This window comes from Streptomyces sp. TAA486, assembly GCF_000426165.1.
In genome coordinates, this window is sequence record NZ_AUEV01000003.1 from 297,605 (window position 1) to 314,735 (window position 17,131).

19 protein-coding genes and 1 pseudogene are annotated in these 17,131 nt (G+C 69.7%); 8 read left to right on the plus strand and 12 right to left on the minus strand.

Translation table 11 applies throughout. From position 1 onward, the window contains the following. Positions 1–7: 7 nt before the first annotated feature. From I004_RS32880 to I004_RS0108050, 3 genes are all read left to right on the plus strand, one after another. Entirely contained in the window at positions 8–796 is a 789-nt protein-coding gene (locus tag I004_RS32880) for a metal ABC transporter ATP-binding protein (protein ID WP_051344834.1), read from the plus strand. Continuing rightward, positions 793–1,782: a metal ABC transporter permease gene (locus I004_RS32885; RefSeq protein WP_078510929.1), complete on the plus strand. Its 990-nt coding sequence runs from the start codon at positions 793–795 to the stop codon at positions 1,780–1,782. The genes I004_RS32880 and I004_RS32885 overlap by 4 nt, the downstream gene beginning before the upstream one ends. Before the next feature lie 97 nt (positions 1,783–1,879). After that, positions 1,880–2,293 carry a Fur family transcriptional regulator gene (locus I004_RS0108050; protein WP_028435051.1) on the plus strand — a complete coding sequence of 138 codons (414 nt, stop codon included), beginning with the start codon at positions 1,880–1,882 and terminating at the stop codon, positions 2,291–2,293. Between the two features lie 278 nt (positions 2,294–2,571). Here I004_RS0108050 and I004_RS0108060 read toward each other — a convergent pair whose 3' ends face one another. The 4 genes and pseudogenes from I004_RS0108060 to I004_RS32900 form a co-directional block, all read right to left on the minus strand. Continuing rightward, a complete protein-coding gene (locus tag I004_RS0108060) occupies positions 2,572–3,387 on the minus strand; it encodes an isoprenyl transferase (RefSeq protein WP_028435052.1) in 816 nt (271 codons plus the stop codon). 175 nt (positions 3,388–3,562) lie between these two features. Next, a pseudogene (gene recO, locus I004_RS32890) lies at positions 3,563–4,306 on the minus strand (DNA repair protein RecO); the annotation flags it as partial. Positions 4,307–4,351: 45 nt separating this feature from the next. Further along, the gene (locus tag I004_RS32895; RefSeq protein ID WP_051344836.1) at positions 4,352–4,561 is read right to left on the minus strand and encodes a hypothetical protein; all 210 of its coding nucleotides are present in this window, start codon (positions 4,559–4,561) and stop codon (positions 4,352–4,354) included. Continuing rightward, positions 4,558–4,809: a hypothetical protein gene (locus I004_RS32900; RefSeq protein WP_486579852.1), complete on the minus strand. Its 252-nt coding sequence runs from the start codon at positions 4,807–4,809 to the stop codon at positions 4,558–4,560. Before I004_RS32900 ends, I004_RS32895 begins: the two co-directional genes overlap by 4 nt. A gap of 182 nt (positions 4,810–4,991) precedes the next feature. Here I004_RS32900 and I004_RS0108080 point away from each other — a divergent pair, with 182 nt between their 5' ends. Together I004_RS0108080 and I004_RS0108085 are read left to right on the plus strand one after the other, a co-directional pair. Continuing rightward, complete coding sequence (locus I004_RS0108080; RefSeq protein WP_028435053.1) at positions 4,992–5,846, plus strand: Scr1 family TA system antitoxin-like transcriptional regulator; 855 nt, start codon at positions 4,992–4,994, stop codon at positions 5,844–5,846. Then, positions 5,827–6,021, plus strand: a complete 195-nt coding sequence (locus tag I004_RS0108085; protein WP_028435054.1) for a DUF397 domain-containing protein — start codon at positions 5,827–5,829, stop codon at positions 6,019–6,021. Before I004_RS0108080 ends, I004_RS0108085 begins: the two co-directional genes overlap by 20 nt. Positions 6,022–6,053: 32 nt before the next feature. On the opposite strand, the gene I004_RS0108090 is transcribed toward I004_RS0108085, so the two are convergent. The 3 genes from I004_RS0108090 to I004_RS0108100 form a co-directional block, all read right to left on the minus strand. Continuing rightward, positions 6,054–8,174: a tetratricopeptide repeat protein gene (locus I004_RS0108090; protein WP_037975379.1), complete on the minus strand. Its 2,121-nt coding sequence runs from the start codon at positions 8,172–8,174 to the stop codon at positions 6,054–6,056. Next, a complete protein-coding gene (locus tag I004_RS0108095) occupies positions 8,171–8,593 on the minus strand; it encodes a hypothetical protein (protein WP_028435056.1) in 423 nt (140 codons plus the stop codon). The genes I004_RS0108090 and I004_RS0108095 overlap by 4 nt, the downstream gene beginning before the upstream one ends. Positions 8,594–8,853: 260 nt before the next feature. Further along, positions 8,854–9,285, minus strand: coding sequence for a DUF2000 domain-containing protein (locus tag I004_RS0108100; RefSeq protein WP_028435057.1), 432 nt, complete (start codon positions 9,283–9,285; stop codon positions 8,854–8,856). Between the two features lie 49 nt (positions 9,286–9,334). Here I004_RS0108100 and I004_RS32905 point away from each other — a divergent pair, with 49 nt between their 5' ends. Further along, positions 9,335–10,222 (plus strand): AraC family transcriptional regulator, encoded by an 888-nt coding sequence (locus I004_RS32905; RefSeq protein WP_078510931.1) that lies wholly within the window; start codon positions 9,335–9,337, stop codon positions 10,220–10,222. A gap of 56 nt (positions 10,223–10,278) precedes the next feature. Here I004_RS32905 and I004_RS0108110 read toward each other — a convergent pair whose 3' ends face one another. Together I004_RS0108110 and leuA are read right to left on the minus strand one after the other, a co-directional pair. Beyond that, positions 10,279–10,968: a TerB family tellurite resistance protein gene (locus I004_RS0108110; protein ID WP_486579853.1), complete on the minus strand. Its 690-nt coding sequence runs from the start codon at positions 10,966–10,968 to the stop codon at positions 10,279–10,281. Positions 10,969–11,217: 249 nt separating this feature from the next. Further along, entirely contained in the window at positions 11,218–12,981 is a 1,764-nt protein-coding gene (leuA, locus tag I004_RS0108115) for a 2-isopropylmalate synthase (protein WP_028435059.1), read from the minus strand. A gap of 373 nt (positions 12,982–13,354) precedes the next feature. On the opposite strand from leuA, the gene I004_RS0108120 reads away from it, so the two are divergent. Together I004_RS0108120 and I004_RS0108125 are read left to right on the plus strand one after the other, a co-directional pair. Further along, entirely contained in the window at positions 13,355–14,491 is a 1,137-nt protein-coding gene (locus tag I004_RS0108120) for a M4 family metallopeptidase (RefSeq protein WP_051344837.1), read from the plus strand. 202 nt (positions 14,492–14,693) lie between these two features. Beyond that, the gene (locus tag I004_RS0108125) at positions 14,694–14,960 is read left to right on the plus strand and encodes a protealysin inhibitor emfourin (RefSeq protein ID WP_028435061.1); all 267 of its coding nucleotides are present in this window, start codon (positions 14,694–14,696) and stop codon (positions 14,958–14,960) included. 260 nt (positions 14,961–15,220) lie between these two features. Here the strand turns inward: I004_RS0108125 and era are convergent, their stop codons facing one another. The 3 genes from era to I004_RS0108140 all read right to left on the minus strand — a co-directional run bounded on the left by era (position 15,221) and on the right by I004_RS0108140 (position 17,059). After that, complete coding sequence (gene era, locus I004_RS0108130; RefSeq protein ID WP_028435062.1) at positions 15,221–16,180, minus strand: GTPase Era; 960 nt, start codon at positions 16,178–16,180, stop codon at positions 15,221–15,223. Between the two features lie 75 nt (positions 16,181–16,255). After that, positions 16,256–16,627, minus strand: coding sequence for a hypothetical protein (locus I004_RS0108135; RefSeq protein ID WP_028435063.1), 372 nt, complete (start codon positions 16,625–16,627; stop codon positions 16,256–16,258). A gap of 66 nt (positions 16,628–16,693) precedes the next feature. Continuing rightward, positions 16,694–17,059, minus strand: coding sequence for an MmcQ/YjbR family DNA-binding protein (locus I004_RS0108140; RefSeq protein WP_028435064.1), 366 nt, complete (start codon positions 17,057–17,059; stop codon positions 16,694–16,696). Between the last annotated feature and the right edge of the window lie 72 nt (positions 17,060–17,131).

The following is a 17,131-nucleotide window of genomic DNA, read 5'->3' on the forward strand; positions in this document are numbered from 1 at the left end:
CCTTCCCATGGCCGAGCCTCAGCCAGTGATGTCCCTTCGGGGCGCCACCGCCTCGCTCGGGGCGCGCACCGTTCTGCGCGGCCTCGACCTGACCGTGGACCGCGGCGAGGTCGTCGCCCTTCTCGGCTCCAACGGTTCGGGGAAGTCGACGACGATCCGTACCGTCATCGGCCAGGTGCCCCTGTCCGGGGGCGAGTTGGAACTGTTCGGCACCCCGTTCCCCCGCTTCCGCGACTGGCGCCGCATCGGCTACGTACCGCAGCGCTCCACGGCGGCCGCGGGCGTCCCCGCCACCGTGCGGGAGGTCGTCTCCTCCGGCCGTCTCGCCCGTACGAAGCTGCGTCCGCTGGGCCGCGCCGACAAGGCAGCCGTCGGCCGTGCCCTGGAGGTCGTCGGGCTCACGCACCGCGCCAAGGACTCCGTCAACGCGCTCTCCGGCGGGCAGCACCAGCGCGTGCTGATCGCTCGGGCACTCGCCGCCGAACCCGACCTGCTGATCATGGACGAGCCGATCGCGGGTGTGGACCTGACCGGCCAGGACGTACTGGCGGGCGCGCTGCGCGAACAGGTCGGCCGCGGCACGTCCGTACTGCTCGTCCTGCACGAACTCGGGCCCTTCGCACCGCTGATCGACCGCGCGGTGCTGCTGCGCGAGGGCCGGGTCGAGCTCGTCGCGAACCCGGACCGCCTCCACGACCTTGCCTGCCATCCGCACGACACCCCGGGTGCGGCAGCGGCCGCCGCCATCCAGACCGGACTGTCCGTCAGCGAGACCGACCCAGGGACCCACGTATGACCGAGCTGCTGCACTACCCGTTCATGCAGCGCGCCCTGCTCGCCGCTCTGCTGGTCGGCATCGCCGCCCCGGCCGTCGGCATCTACCTCGTACAGCGGCGCCAGGCGATCATGGGCGACGGCATCGGCCACGTCGCGCTCACCGGCGTCGCCCTCGGCTTCCTGCTCGGCACGAACCCGGTGTGGATGGCGGTCGGCGTCGCCTCGCTCGGCGCGGTCGCCATGGAGCTGATCCGCTGGCACGGGAAGGCACGCGGGGATCTCGCGCTGGCGATGCTCTTCTACGGCGGAATGGCCGGCGGCGTCATGATCATCAACCTCGCGCCGAACGGTTCCAACGCGAGCCTCACCGCCTATCTCTTCGGTTCGGTCACCACCGTCTCCGACTCGGACGTCGTCGCCATCGTCTGCCTGTCGGCCTTCGTCCTGGCCGGCTCGCTGGGGCTTCGCCGCCAGCTGTTCGCCGTCTGCCAGGACGAGGAGTTCGCACGGGTCACCGGGTTGCCGGTGCGGCTGCTGAACCTCCTGCTGGCGGTGACCGCGGCGGTGACGGTCACCGTCGCCATGCGGGTGGTGGGACTGCTGCTGGTGAGTGCGCTGATGGTGATCCCGGTCGCCACCGCACAGCAGCTCACGCGCGGCTTCGCGAGCACGCTCGGGCTGTCAGTGATCTTCGGGGTGGCGGTGACGCTGTCCGGAACGAGCACCTCGTACTACGCGGACGTACCGCCCGGCGCCAGCATCGTCGTCCTGGCGATCGCGCTCTTCGCGCTGATCACGGCGCTGGCGGCACCGCTCGCCAAGCACAGGGCGGTGCACGGCGGCGGACACGGCACCGACGGCACCACCGACGGCGACGGCCTCGGCGAGAAGGTGGCGGTCGCGGGCGGAGCGCTGACGGACGGCGGCTCCGGCCGCGCTGCGAAGGCCCGGGACGGCGGCCCGGGCTCCTCCGGAGACGGCAGGGGCGCCGAAGGCGCAGCGTAGGCTCCCGGTTCCCGGGCGTGAGGGTCTCCTGTCCCCGGTGCCTGGCACAATGACCGGGCAGGCCCCGTGAGCGAGCGAGACGAGCAAAGGAGACAGCGTGACCACCGCAGGTCCCCCTGTCCGCGGCAGGTCGACGCGGCAGAGAGCCGCCGTCTCGGCGGCACTGGCCGAGGTCGAGGAGTTCCGCAGTGCGCAGGAGCTTCACGACATGCTCAAGCACCGCGGGGATTCGGTCGGCCTGACGACGGTCTACCGCACGCTGCAGTCCCTCGCCGACGCCGGCGAGGTCGACGTACTCCGCACCGACGAGGGCGAGTCGGTCTACCGCCGCTGCCACAGCGACGACCACCATCACCACCTCGTGTGCCGCCACTGCGGCAAGGCCGTCGAGGTCGAGGGCCCGGCCGTGGAGAAGTGGGCCGACTCCATCGCCGAGGAGCACGGTTTCGTGGATGTCGGCCACACCGTCGAGATCTTCGGTACGTGCGGGGACTGCGCCGCCGGCAAGTGAGCGGCGCTCCCGCGGGCCGTCCCCGGGAGCCGTTCACCGTGTGACGGCGGCTCCCAGCAGCTCGGCTCCGAGCGGCGTGAGGCTGTGCCGGCTCCTGTGTCCCGCGCGTTTCGTGTGCACGAGCCCCACGTTGCGCAGCACCGTCGCGTGCTCGCCCGAGCGCCCCTGGGGAGCGCGCCGCGAGGAGCGCCAGGCGCCGGGCCGGGCACGTACCCCGGAAAGGGACTCGTACCCCGGAAAGGAACTCCGGGTGCCGGCACGGCGGATGGAGCCGCCTGTCAGGGCTTCTTCCCGCCGCCGTCCCGCGCGCCGCCGAAGCGGCGGTCCCGCTTGGCGTACTCGAGGCAGGCCCGCCACAGGTCGCGGCGGTCGAAGTCCGGCCACAGCACGTCCTGGTAGACCATCTCGGCGTAAGCGCTCTGCCAGATCAGGTAGTTGGACGTGCGCTGCTCGCCGGAAGGGCGCAGGAACAGGTCCACGTCCGGCATGTCCGGGTAGTAGAGGTACTTGGCGAAGGTCTTCTCGTTCACCTTCGAGGGGTCGAGCTTCCCCGCCTTCACGTCCTCGGCGACGGCCTGGACCGCGTCCGCGATTTCCGCGCGGCCCCCGTAGTTGACGCAGAAGTAGAGCGTCATCGCGTCGTTGTCCACGGTCTGTTCCTGGGCGACCTGCAACTCACGCACCACGGACTTCCACAGCTTCGGCATCCGTCCGACCCAACGGATGCGGATGCCCAGCTCGTCCATCTCGTCGCGGCGGCGGCGGATGACGTCCCGGTTGAAGTTCATGAGGAAGCGGACCTCGTCGGGCGACCGCTTCCAGTTCTCCGTGGAGAAGGCGTAGAGGGAGAGGTTCTTCACGCCCATCTCCAGGCAGCCCTTGAGGACGTCGAGCACGACACCCTCGCCCACCTTGTGCCCCTCGGTGCGCGGAAGTCCCCGTTGCTTCGCCCACCGGCCGTTGCCGTCCATGACGCAAGCCACATGGCCGGGGACGAGCTCCGGCGGGATGTCGGGCGGGCGTTCACCGGAGGGGTGCGGCTCGGGTGTGACGTACTCGCGACGCTGCCTCTGCAGCATTGCGCGGCGTGCCATGGTCGTTCAGCTCCAGGGATGGGACGGGTCGGATGCGGGACGCGCGGGGACACGGCGAGCGTAGCCGACGCCGAGGCACCCGCGCTGGTCAGGACGCCGGTCAGGACTGCCGGGCCTCCGGTTCGGCCGGCGGTCGCGCACCGGAGGGGTCCGGAACGCCCCGGCCACCCTGTGTGCGGTCGACGTAGCGCAGCGAGCGCAGCCCGCGCTCCATGTGCCAGTGCAGATAGGCCGAGACGAGCCCGGTGCCCTCCCGGGCATGCCTGGCCTCACACGCGTCGGCCGTCTCCCAGTCGCCGGTCAGCAGCGCGCCGAGCAGCCGCAGCGTCTCCGGCGACGGTACGACGCTGCCCGGCACCCGGCAGTCGCCGCACACCACACCGCCGGAGGCGACGGAGAAGAAGCGGTTGGGACCGTGCAGTCCGCACTTGGCGCAGTCGTCGAAGCTCGGTGCGTAACCGCCCATGGCCAGGGACCGCAGCAGGAAGGCGTCCAGCACCAGGCCGGGCGTATGCTCCCCGGCGGCCAGCGTGCGCAGCCCGCCCACCAGCAGCAGGTACTGCTGCACATTGGGCTCGCCCTCGTGGTCGGTGAAGCGCTCGGCGGTCTCCAGCATGGCCGTGCCGGCGGTGTAGCGCGTGTAGTCGGAGACGATGGTCTGCCCGTAGGGGGCGATGGTCTCCGTCTGGGTGCACAACGGCAGCCCGCGGCCGATCAGTTCACTGCCGCGTGCGAAGAACTGCACATCGACGTGGCTGAAGGGCTCCAGCCGGGCCCCGAACTTCGACTTCGTCCGCCGCACCCCGCGCGCGACCGCCCGCACCCGGCCGTGCCCGCGCGTGAGCAGCGTGATGATCCGGTCCGCCTCACCCAGCTTCTGGGTGCGCAGCACGATGCCGTCGTCGCGGAACAGGCTCATGGGGCTCAGTATCCCGCATGGCCGGTGGGCAGGGTCGCGGGCGCGTCATCCGCCGATGACCGGGTCGCCGTCGTCGAGGGCGCGGGAGAGCTGGGTGCGCAGCAGTTCGGCCTCGGCGGGCGAGAGGCGCAGGTCGAGGTCGGAGTGGTGAACGCCGTCGCGCAGCAGCCACAGCGGGACGCTGACGCGCCCGTCCGCCGCGCGCTGGACGGGCTTCGCGGGAACGCGGTCGATGCGCCAGCCGCGAGACGTCACGGCTGTGCCTCCCCGCGCCATGCCGTACGGAGTACGGCGGTGAGCCTGCGTGCGGTGTCGACGTTGCAGTTACCGAGCGCCACCAGAGGCGACTGTGGCCTGGCTGCGAAGCCGGGGAGCTCGACTCCGACGGAGGGCAGCGTGATGCCGTGGGCCGCGAGCGCGTCACGGAGATCGGTCACGCAGTCCTGGACGCCGTCGGGGTCGTCGCCGGGGCCGTGGCCCCAGCCGAGGTCGTGGCCGTGCATGCCGCACCTTCCTTTGCTGTGTGTGACGAACACCTCACAGAATGCTGTCGTTTCGCGTAACGTGCCAGTGGTTCGGGCTCCCGGCCGCGACGCGCGGAAGGCGTACGCGCCGCTGTGGAAAGGCGGGAAACCGCCGGGCCCGGCAGGAACGACCCGGAACTGTGCATCGACGGCGGTGAACCATGCCCGGCCCCAAGGACATCGACGGTTCGGCGAGCCTCCCGACCTTCTACGGCAAGGAGTTGCGGTGGAAGCGGGAACAGGCCGGGTTCACACAGCAGAGACTCGTCGAGGGCAGCTTCTACGGTGCCAGCCACCTGAGCGAGATCGAGCGCGGCGAGCGGCGCATGCCGCTCGATCTGGCGCGGCACGTGGACCAACTCCTCGGCACGGACGGGTTCTTCGCCCGGCGCTGCGAGGACGTGCGGAAGGCGAAACGGAGGGGACACCCCGACTACTTCGAAAGGGTGCTGGAAGCGGAGAGGCGGGCGGACTCCATCGAGGAGTGGTGTCCCACGCTGATTCCGGGGTTGTTGCAGACGGCCTCGTACGCGCGAGCGGTTCTCAGAGCAACCCGCACATTCGGAGGGTTCGATGACGTCGACAGCACCGTCGACGCTCGGCTCGCACGAGCCAGTCTCCTCCGAGATGACCGCACGACGCCGGTGTACTGGGTGATCCTCCACGAGGCGCTGCTGCAGCCGACCGTCCTTCCCCCGAAGGAGACGGCCGAACAGCTCGACCACATCGCACAGCTGGGGAGAAGCCACCGGATCATTCCACAAGTAATGCCGTGGAACGCCGGGGCGCATCCGCTCATGCTCGGGAGCGCCGTAATCATGACCTTCCCTGACGCACCGCCCATGGTCTACACGGAGGCCCCACACAGCGGAGACACCATCGATGATCCAAGGACCGTGAAGCAATACCAAAGGTCGTACGATCTGCTCAGGGCCGCCGCACTGCCACCGACGGTGTCCCTGGCCATGATCGAGGCAGCGGCAGAGGGCTATCGAAATGACGAACAACCAGACTGACTTGGGCGGCGCAAAGTGGCGCAAGAGCAGCTACAGCAACAGCGGGGAGTGCGTGGAAGTCTCGGACGACCTGACCGGCCTCGTCCCGGTACGCGACAGCAAGGACCCAGCCGGACCCGCCCTGATCGTCGGCACAGCTGCCTGGTCGGCCTTCATCAGGCTGGTGACGAGCTAGCCGTTCTCACCTGGGTTGCTGGCGGTCGGTGATCAGCCGCTCCCTTCAAGCTTTTCGATGTACGCGTGAGTGTTTCGCGTATGTGGATGCTCAGCGCCCAGATTCCGTTCGCGTCGGTACGCAACCTCGGTCAGCAACGCGATAGCCGGAGTCAACTCCCCGAGGGCACCGAGAGCCCGGGCGTGCAAAGTCTGAGCAGCCAATGAGAGTGAATGGTCGGCGCCCAGCCAACGTACATAATCCTCCGCGACCACACCTCCCTGATCCCTGGCCGCCTCGTAGCGACCCAGCGTAAAGAGAGCGAAACCGAAGTTGAACCGTGCGTGCCGGCTCACAGCGTGTTCGTGCCCGAGATGCGAAGCGCACTCCTCCGGAAACGGAATCTCCGCCCCGTCTATCCAATCCGCCAGTTCCGAAAAGGGCAGAAACGCCAGCAGGTCAGATCGGGCCCGAAGGGTGAGCGGGTGGCCGGGGCCGAGCAGCTTCCTTCGGCCTGCCGCCGCACGCCGGAGCAGCGGGAGCCCTTCTGAGCCCTGATCAAGCTCTTGCAGCACCATGTTGATGCCCAGACAACTGCTGAGCGTGTCGGCGTCCGCGACCCCGAAGAGCCGCTCCCGCTCGTTGAGCACGCGGCGATGGACTGAGACCGATTCCTCGAATCGCCCCAGGCGCAGCAGCGCCCGCCCCGCGCGCTCCTGCGCCGTCAGCACCAGCCGGTGTTCCCGCCCAACCACCGGCTCCGCCAAGTCCCCTGCGGCAGAAACCAGTTCGAGGGCCGCCAGATAGTCGCCGTCACGGTGCAGCGAAGTCGCCAGCCGGACTGCGACGTCCAGCGCCTCTGCCACAGTCGGTTCCTCCTCCGTCTGCCGCATCAAAGCGAGGACGTGGGGCGCCAGAAGGCGCAGTTTCAGATCGTTCTGGCCCGGCTCGGGAACGGTGGGCACGACAGTGTTCAGCAACTTCGCGGCTGTGGCACAGATGCCCGGGAGCCGCGGTGCCGGAGTGCCGGCGGCGACGCTTGCGAGCAGCACCCCGTGCGTCCGGATGCAGCGCACGCCGACGTCGACCAGCGCCGTGAGGGAATGGTCCAGCAGCCCGCGGAGCGCGGCTTCGGCTCGCTCCTGCGGCAGCAAGGCAGCCAGGTGGGGACCGCTGAGCACGGACAGCGGCAAGGGATCGGACCCGTAGCAGGCGAGAAGCCGAAGAAGCGCCGTCGACTCCTGGAAACCCTGTGCCGCGAGTGCGTCGAGGGACAACTGCCAGGTGCGGCTGACCAGTTGCCGCGAGTCCTGACCCTGGTGGGGCACTGCTCCCCGGTCGATGAGGCCCACCTGTTCACGTCCGTCGAGTCGCGAACCGTACTGCGTCATCGTCCAGGGCTGAATCACCTGGTGGGAGAGGAAGCCGCCCGCGAGGGTGAGCGCCAGCGGCAACCGGCCGAGTTTCTCCGCGATTTCGGCGGCGTCCTCGGCAGTGCCCGCTTCCGGGGCCAGGTCGCACAGCACCTGCGCCGCTGCCTGGCGCGGCAGCACTCCGACGTGGTGCAGTTCGGCGTACGGCCACCAATGCGGGGCCGACTGCCGGGTGCTGACGAGAACGGTGCCGCGTGGGCTCGTACGGAGCCAGCCGTCCTGCAGAATCGCGGGGTCGTCGGCGTTGTCCAGGACGAGCAGCCAGGGCTGGTCGGAGTCGTCGAGCCGTTCCCAGACCAGGTCGGCCGCCGCCCGTAACCCACTGCGCGCGGCCTGCAGTTCGCCCTCCGAAGCCCCGCGGTCCGCGGCGACTGCAAGCATTCCGCCACGCAGCGCCGCCTTGTCGGAGGCGTTCACCCATAACCCGACGCGGTCGCGCTCGGTCGAGGCGTACTGGAACAGCGAGTACGCCACAGCGGTCTTGCCGCAGCCCCCCATTCCGTGCAGGACGTACACCTGGCCGCGGGTGTCCGCGTCGATGGCGCCCCGCAGCCGGTTCATGAGCTGCTCGCGATTCCTCAGGGCCACTGGTGGACGACCGAAGGCCGGCCTACGCACCGAGTCGGGGCTGACTCCCGAGACATCCGCGCCATAGTGATGATGCTCGGTGATGTGCTGGTCGCCGGACGCCTGATAAACGCGGCCCTGACTGTAGGCGCGGCCATCCATGGCGCCGTTCATCCTTCGCCGCCTCGCTCTTCGATGCGCTGATCGCGTCCGGCCTGATAGACCCTGGCATTGCCCGAGGCGGTCGCATGTTGCGTGACCACCGGACCCGCCGCTTCGTCTGTGCCCATCTCCCGGAGAAGGGTCCGAAGCTCCTCCGCCGCCTCTGGCCGGGCCACCAGCAGGCGCCGGATACGGCCCTGCCACTCCGCCTGCAACTCGTGTCGGGTTTCCGTCTCCCCTTCCGGCTCGGCCGCCAGCAACTCCTCGCGGGTGGCGTCGAGTTCCCCGGCGACCCTGTCGGTGCGTTCGGGGTGCGTGCGGCGCCAGAGCGAGGTAACGGCGTCGCGAGTGCGTTCCCACGCGTCCGTGGCCATCAAGGTGACGACGGTCGTCCCGGCGGTGGTTGCCAGTGCCGTGATCTCCGGATCCACAGAATCCCCCGACGATTGCGCCGCGTGCTGACCCGCTCACCCTACGACGCAACGCGAAGCCTTAGGCAAGTCCCCCGACGGCCCCACCGTGGTCTTCGGCCGCGCCGTCCTCTTCGGCACGCGTGCCTGGTCGGCCTTCATCTGCCGGGTCAAGTCCAGGAGTTGACCGTCCGGAGCGGAGCGGTCTGGCACGCCGCCACCCGGCGCCCGTCCCGACGCACGTCCCGACGCAGGCTCCAGACTCCCGCTTTCCGGCGTGCTCAGGGATGCATGCGAGCGCCCTTGAGCACCTTGTCGACCCCGTTGCGCGGTCCGTACACGGCGAGACCCACAAGATCCAACTGGTCCTTCGGCACAGCCCGTACCGCCGCGCGGTTGTCCTGGTCGTTGGCCGTGGCGAAGAGGTCGGAGGTGAACACTGCCCGAGGAAGCGAACGAGACAAGGCGCGGCTGTGCGCGGCGGTCAGTGTCTCCTTCGTCCCCTCGAAGACCAGGACTGGCTGGCGGAACATGGGCAGATACGGGGTGCCGTCGGCGTCGGCGTACTGTTCGCCGATCACTTCAGGGAGCTCCGAGCCGAGGCCGCTGACCACGAACGCGGCCACATTCAGCCGCTGCCATGGCTCCAGGTCCTCCCGCAGCAGAACGGCGATCTTGGTGTCGAAACGTACGGGGGTCTTCTCGGTCGTCATGCTCTGAGACTGCCGACCACCCCGCGGCGCTTTCTTGTACGTTCTTGGCATGGTGGCACGGCAAGAGGTTTCCGCGTGGCGCCCGAGGGTCCCGGGTGTCGTGGAAGTCTTCCATGCCCATTTCACCGAGCACGCGTATCCGATGCACGTCCACGACGTGTGGACATTGCTGATCGTCGACGACGGTACGGTCCGCTACGACTTGAACCGCCACGAGCACGGCACCCCGCATGACACGGTGTCCCTGCTTCCTCCGCAGGTACCGCACAACGGCTCGTCCGCCACCTCGCAGGGCTTCCGCAAGCGGGTTCTCTACCTGGACCTGTCCCAGCTGGACGAGAGCTTCATCGGCCCTGCGGTGGACGGCCCCGACATGGTCGACGACTTGCTGCGCCGACGCGTCGGACAACTGCACTCAGCCTTGTCACGCCGGGGCGACGAGCTGGAAGCGGAGAGCCGTCTCGCACTGATCGGTGAACGGTTGCGCAGCCACCTGAGGCCGCGGATCGTCCGCCGCGCACCGGAATCAAACCGCGGCGTGGCCCACAGCCTGCGGGAGCTCCTCGACGAACGATCGCTCCACGGCGTGAGCCTGGACGAGGCCGCGGCACTGGTGCACGCCCACCCCACGCACCTGGTGCGGGCGTTCACCGCCGCCTTCGGCATCGCCCCGCACCAGTACGTCATGGCCCGCCGGGTCGACCGCGCCCGACAGCTGCTCCTCGACGGCCGGCCTCCCGCGGAGGTGGCATCCGCAGTTGGCTTCTACGACCAGTCGCACCTGACCCGGCACTTCAAACGGGTCGTGGGCATCACTCCGGGGCGCTACGCGCGCAGGGACCCTGCCTCGGGACGCCTGCCCGAGGCGAGGACCTCAGCGACGTCCAAGGACGGGCTGCGGACTGGGACCCGCCCACGAGTGGACCGGGACATCTGACGAAGCTCCGCAGCGAGTGCCACCGGCCAAGGCCGCCGGCCCGGTCAGGGCCGCTCTCAGGACGGCGTGCGGGCGCGGGCGAGGAGGCGGTCGACGTCGTCCTCGTCGATCCGCAGCGACCTGCCCACCGCCGCGAGCGCCTCACGCTCCGCCGAGCAGTACGGGCCGTCGGCCAGCGCGATGCGCGCTCCGTGCAGCAGCAGGGACTCGCGGCCCGACGGAGCGAGGTGGGGCGCGAGCGGGGCCAGCGCCTCGTGCAGTTCGATCTCCGCGGAGACGCTGTCCTCGGAGTCCCGTTCGGCGGAGACGGCGGCCAGCAGCGTCAGCAGCTGCTCCTCGGTGCAGCCGGTGTAGCCGGCGCTGCGCACGGAGTGCACGGCGGCCTCACGGGCGGCACGGTTCTCGCGGCCGCCCGCGGTGAGCACGGTGAGCGCGATGGCGTGGACGGCGTCGCGCAGCAGGAGCGCGAGGCGGTTGGTGGTGGGGTGGTCGAGGGCCTCGGTGCCGAAGTGCCCGTGGCAGGCGGCGCATTCGAGGACCGGGGCGACCTGGCCGCGGGAGAGCAGCGGCACACCGAGCAGTACGAAACGGCGCCTGCCCGCACGTCGGCGGTAGCTGCGGTCGCCGCCGCAGCCGGGACAGAAGAAGTCCCCGTCGTCCACGGTGTGCCAGCTGGTGCGAACACCTGCCAGGCGCAGGCCTGGGCGCTGTCCTTGCTGGTCACGGGAACGTCTTGCGTCGCCCACGCCGTACCTCCGTCACGATTCGGCCACGCTGCCGGTGAGCGTGATGTTAACCACAGCGGAAGTGCGCCGTCAGCACCCCGTTCCGGACGATTCACGGCGGACGCGGCACCAGCGGGGGCAGGAGACGGCCGCGGGCCTCACCCGGAAGTGGGTGAGACCCGCGGAACGCTGCGATGACGCCGGCCCGGGGCCGGAGAGGCGACGTGGGCGACGGCCCTTTACGCGCCGGTACGCGGAGCGCGAACGCGATCAGCGGGAGGCGCGGTTGACCGCCGAGACGACGGCCTTGATCGACGCGCGGACGATGTTGGCGTCGATTCCCACGCCCCACAGCACTTTCCCGTCGATGGCGCACTCGATGTACGCGGCCGCCTCGGCTCCCGCGCCTTCGCTCATGGTGTGCTCGACGTAGTCCAGCAGCCGCACGTCGACGTCGATGGCCTGCAGGGCGTTGAAGAAGGCTGCCAGTGGACCGTTGCCGCTGCCCGCGAGCTCGGTCTCCTCGCCGTCGATGACGGCCTCGACGGTGACCGCGTCCTGGCCGTCCACCGTGGTCGTCGTCTGCCCGGTGCGCAGCGCGATGCGGCCCCAGGGGTTCTCCGGGGTGGGCAGGTACTCGTGCTGGAAGATCTCCCAGATGTCGGCCGGGGTGACCTCGCCGCCCTCGCTGTCCGTACGCTCCTGGATGATCTTGGAGAACTCGACCTGCATCCGCCGCGGCAGGTCCAGGCTGTGCCCGCCCTTCAGCACATAGGCGATGCCGCCCTTGCCGGACTGGGAGTTGACGCGGATGACCGCCTCGTAGGAACGGCCGACGTCCTTGGGGTCGATGGGCAGATACGGCACGGCCCACTCCAACTCGTCCACGCTCTTGCCCTCACGCTCGGCGCGGACCTCCATGGCTTCGAAGCCCTTCTTGATGGCGTCCTGGTGGGAGCCGGAGAAGGACGTGTAGACGAGATCACCGACGTAGGGATGCCGGGAGTGGACCTCCATCTGGTTGCAGTACTCCGCGGTGCGCTTGACCTCGTCGATCTGCGAGAAGTCGATCTGCGGATCCACACCCTGGGAGAAGAGATTCATCCCCAGCGTCACCAGATCCACATTGCCCGTGCGCTCACCCTGCCCGAACAGACAGCCCTCGATACGGTCCGCGCCCGCCATGATCGCCAACTCGGCGGCCGCCACCGCCGTGCCACGGTCGTTGTGCGGGTGTACGGACAGGCATACGTGCTCGCGCCGCGAGAGGTTGCGGGACATCCACTCGAAGCGGTCGGCGTGCGTGGAGGGCGTCGAACGCTCCACCGTCGCCGGCAGGTTGAGGATGATCTCGCGGCCGTCCTCGGGCTGCCACACGTCCATCACGCTCTCGCAGACCTCGAGGGCGAAGTCCAGCTCGGTGTCGGTGAAGATCTCCGGGCTGTACTGGTAACCGAAGGTCGTGCGGGCATCCAGCAGCTTCTCCGCGTACTCCGTCACCAGCCGCGTGCCGTCCACCGCGATCTGCCGTACCTGCTCGCGCGTGCCGCGGAAGACGACCTCGCGGAAGACGGGAGCGGTCGCGTTGTAGAGGTGGACGGTCGCGTTGCGGGCGCCCTTCAGGGACTCCACGGTCCGCTCGATCAGCTCCTCGCGGGCCTGGGTGAGGACGGAGATCGTCACGTCGTCCGGGATCGCGTCCTCTTCGATGATGGAGCGCACGAAGTCGAAATCGGTCTGGCCCGAGGCCGGGAAGCCGACCTCGATCTCCTTGTAGCCCATCGACACGAGCAGGTCGAACATCGCCCGCTTGCGGGCGGGCGACATGGGGTCGATCAGCGCCTGATTGCCGTCCCGCAGATCGGTCGACAGCCAGCGAGGGGCTTTGGTGATGCGGTTGTCGGGCCAGGTGCGGTCCGGAATGTCCACGGCCTCGTACGGGCCGTACTTGTGCACAGGCATTCCGGACGGCTTCTGCCGTACGGTCGCCGCGGTGATGGGCGTGGATGCGCCGAGGGAAGCTGAGGAAGTCATGATGCGTTGGCTCCTGATCACGGAGGGGGCTCCGCGCGAGTGGGCTTCGAGGGCCGACGGTGGCAGCACCGGTCTCCGCGGGGAGGGGGTCGGCCGTACGACTACAGACCCTCGCCGCGGCAGCTAAGAAGAAGCAGCCCGAAACGCATGATCAGCGAGTCTAACGGAGACTGCGCGGATCCCCGAGCCCCGTATCACCATGCGGGACTGTGCATTTGTTCACGCCTCACTCCGGCCGGCCGGAACCCCGGAGTCACGGACAGTGCACGGGAGTTGAGCACCGCCGTCCCTCTTCATGTCGATTCATGGACTTTCCACGCCAATTGCCGCAGCAGGGAGTGACATCACCATGACCCTGTGCCACGTTCTGTGTATGAACGCACACTCGGAGCACACGAGTCAGTCACGCCGCGTGAACCCCGTCTTCTGCGGCATCGTCCCGCCGCACCTCCTTGACCATCTCTCCCGCTCCGGCGATCCCACTCTGTACGAGCCGGCGCGCCGCACCCTGGAGCGCGACGCGCTCCAACGGACCCGGCGCCGCATCACCACCGTCCGCATGACGGCGGGGACGGCCACGGGACCGGCCGACGACGGGAGCGCGGAGAAGAAACCGAAGCGCACCATCAGCGACGCGGAGCACGGCGAGCAGCTGCCGGGCACGACCGTGCGGTCCGAGGGTGAGGAGCCCGTCGAGGACGCCAGCGTGAACCGCGCGTACGCGGGCCTCGGCGCCACGTTCGAGCTCTACCTCAGCGTCTTCTCCCGCTATTCGATCGACGGCGCGGGCATGCCCCTCGACGCCACCGTCCGCTACGGCCGCAACTACGGCAACGCGTTCTGGGACGGCGAACGCATGGTCTTCGGGGACGGAGACGGCGAGATCTTCCGCGACTTCACGCTGCCGGTCGACGTCATCGGTCACGAGCTGACCCATGGCGTCACTCAACACACCGCGAATCTCGCGTACTTCGGGCAGTCGGGGGCGCTCAACGAGTCGCTGTCGGACGTCTTCGGCTCCCTGATCAAGCAGTACGGACTCGGTCAGACCGCCGAGGCCGCCGACTGGCTGATCGGTGACAACCTCTTCACCGACCGCGTCGAGGGCACGGCCCTGCGCTCGATGAAGGCCCCGGGCACGGCGTACGACGACGACGTCCTCGGCAAGGATCCGCAGCCGGCGACGATGGAGGACTACGTGCACACGGGCTCCGACAACGGCGGCGTGCACATCAACTCGGGCATCCCCAACCACGCCTTCTACCAGCTGGCGACGGAGCTGGGCGGTCACGCGTGGGAGCGTGCGGGACAGATCTGGTACGACACCCTCACCTCCGGCAGCCTCTCGCCGGACGCGGAGTTCGCAGACTTCGCGGGTGCCACCGTCGCCGCGGCGTCGGGCCGGTACGGGGAGGGCAGCCCGGAGCGTGAGGCGGTGGTCAAGTCGTGGTCCCTGGTGGGCGTCACACCGGTCGAAGCGGCGAACGCCGCGGAAGCGGAGGTGGCTTAGGGCCTGTCCGGCGGATCTTTGAGGACCAGCCCGCGTCGCCTGGTGCGTGCGATCGCAAGGCGGAGGATCATCCTCGTACTGGGCGTACTCGGATGACTCCGACAACGCAGCGAGCGTGCGTGCCAGGCGTCGCGGGCCCGAGAGGATCCGCCGGACAGGTCCTAGCCGGGCGCGGCCGCCGAAGTCGCGCGAGGATGGAGACATGCGTATCACCGTCACCCGAACCGGCGGCTTCGGCGGCCTCACCCGCCGGGCGACCCTCACCACGGACGGCAGACCGGACGCCGCCGACCTGGAGGACCTCGCGAGAAGTGCCCACTCCGAGGGTGTCTCCCGGCGCCCCCTGGGCGTTCCGGACGGGTTCCAGTACGAGATCGAGACGGACGACGGCACCTCGTACGGCGCCGACCCCAGCCTCACGGAGGCCCAGTCGAAGCTGATCAAGAGGGTGTTCAAGGAGGGGAGTTGAGCCGGTGAGGTTTCCACCGGGGCATGCGCGGCCCGCGGCTCCTTCACCAGTCGCCTCAGCAGCTCCCGCCATGCCTCGGTGTCCCCTCCGCACTCCTCCAGCAGCGCGGTGAGGTCATCGAAGTCCCTGTGCAGCGTGGCGGGAAGCGCGTCCGCCGCCGACCTCACACGAGCCGGCCGCGGCGGCACCAGGCGCAGGAGGCTCACCGCTCCTGAGCGGTCCCGGGTCTCGTTGCGGACACCGCGAACGTCCCGCTCCTCCTAGAACCCCAGCCTGCGCAGCTGCTTCGGGTCGCGCTGCCAGTCCTTGGCGACCTTCACATGCAGATCCAGATACACGGGCGTGCCCAGCAGGGCCTCGATGTGCTTGCGCGACGTCGTGCCGACGTCCTTGAGCCGCTTGCCCTTCGGGCCGATGACGATGCCCTTCTGGCTGGGGCGCTCCAGGAAGATGTTGGCGTGGATGTCCAGCAGAGGCCGGTCCGCGGGCCGGTCCTCACGGGGCAGCATCTCCTCGACGACGACCGCGATGGAGTGCGGCAGTTCGTCCCGCACACCCTCGAGCGTGGCTTCACGGATGAGTTCGGCGACCATGACCTGCTCCGGCTCGTCCGTCAGGTCACCGTCCGGGTAGAGCGGCGGACCCTCGGGGAGCATCGGGGCCAGCAGGTCGGCCAGCAGGGACACCTGCCGGTCCTCGGCGGCCGAGACCGGCACGATCTCGGCCCACTCGATCCCGCACTCCTTGCCGAGCCGGTCGACGGCGATCAACTGCTCGGCCATCGTCCTGGAGTCGGCCAGATCGGACTTGGTGACCACGGCCACCTTCGGGGTCCGCTTGAGGCCGGCCAGTTCGGCGGCGATGAAGCGGTCGCCCGGGCCGATCCGCTGGTCGGCGGGCAGGCAGAAGCCGATGATGTCGACCTCCGCCCACGTCGTACGGACGACGTCGTTGAGCCGCTCCCCCAGCAGCGTCCGCGGCTTGTGCAGCCCCGGGGTGTCCACGAGAACCAGCTGCGCTTCGGGACGGTGCACGATGCCGCGCACGGTGTGCCGGGTGGTCTGCGGACGGTTGGACGTGATCGCGACCTTCGTGCCCACCAGCGCATTGGTCAGGGTCGACTTGCCCGCGTTGGGACGGCCGACGAAGCACGCGAACCCGGAGCGGTGCGGTGCCTGGGAGGAGTCGGCCGGGGAAGAAGGTACGTCCATGGCGACCATTGTCCCCGATCGGGTGAGTGCCCCTGACCGGTGGTGAGGCCGGGCGCCCAGGGACGTTCCGCGGCCCCGCCGGGGTCAGCCGGCCGCGACCGTGGCGCGCAGCTGCCCGTCGGGGCCCGCCAGCAGCACGGTGGTCGCCTGGCCGGACAGGTCGTGCACGGCCGACAGGTCCGCGGCCGGAATCAGCTCCGACTCCGTGACGACCGCCGCGGCCTCCAGCGACTCGGCGCCGGACGCGACAGCCATCGCCACGGCCGTCTGGAGGGCGCTGAGCTGCAGAGAGGGCAGGGCCACCGAACCGGCCACGTATGTGCGGCCCGTCTCGTCCCGTACCGCCGCGCCCTCCGGGACGCCGTTGCGCGCCCGGGCGCTGCGGGCCAGCGTGAGGAGCTTGCGGTCCTCGGGGTCCAGTGCCTGATCACTCTGGTCACTCATACGCCCGAGCATATGTCGCGCCGCGCGAGGCTTTGCCGGGGGCTGCCACCCCGGAACCCCCGGCCCACCGGGAGCCGTTCAGGAACGGTCGAGCAGAAGTCGCTCGCGGCGGGGCAGCCCGGCGACCACCAGGTCGTAGGAGTCCTCGACGAGCTCCCTCAGCATCCGCTCCGTGAGCGTGCCGTCGTCGGCTACGACGGTGTTCCAGTGGCGCTTGTTGAGGTGGTAGCCAGGCGTGATGGCCGGGTGCGCCTGCCTCAGCCGCACGGCCAGTTCCGGTTCGCACTTCAGGCTCACCCGCAGCGGGCTCTCGTCCAGCGCGCAGAACGCGAAGATCTTCCCGCCGACCCTGAAGGCCGACAGCCCCGGGTTCCGCGGGAAGGGACGGTCCTCGGCGGCGCCGTTCAGCCCGAGGCAGAAACCCCGCAGCTCATCGGGTGTCATGAGGCCCAGGGTCCCACCCGGCGCGGGCGCCGGCAGGGGCTCGCGCGGCGCCGGTCCGGCCCGCGCGGACCC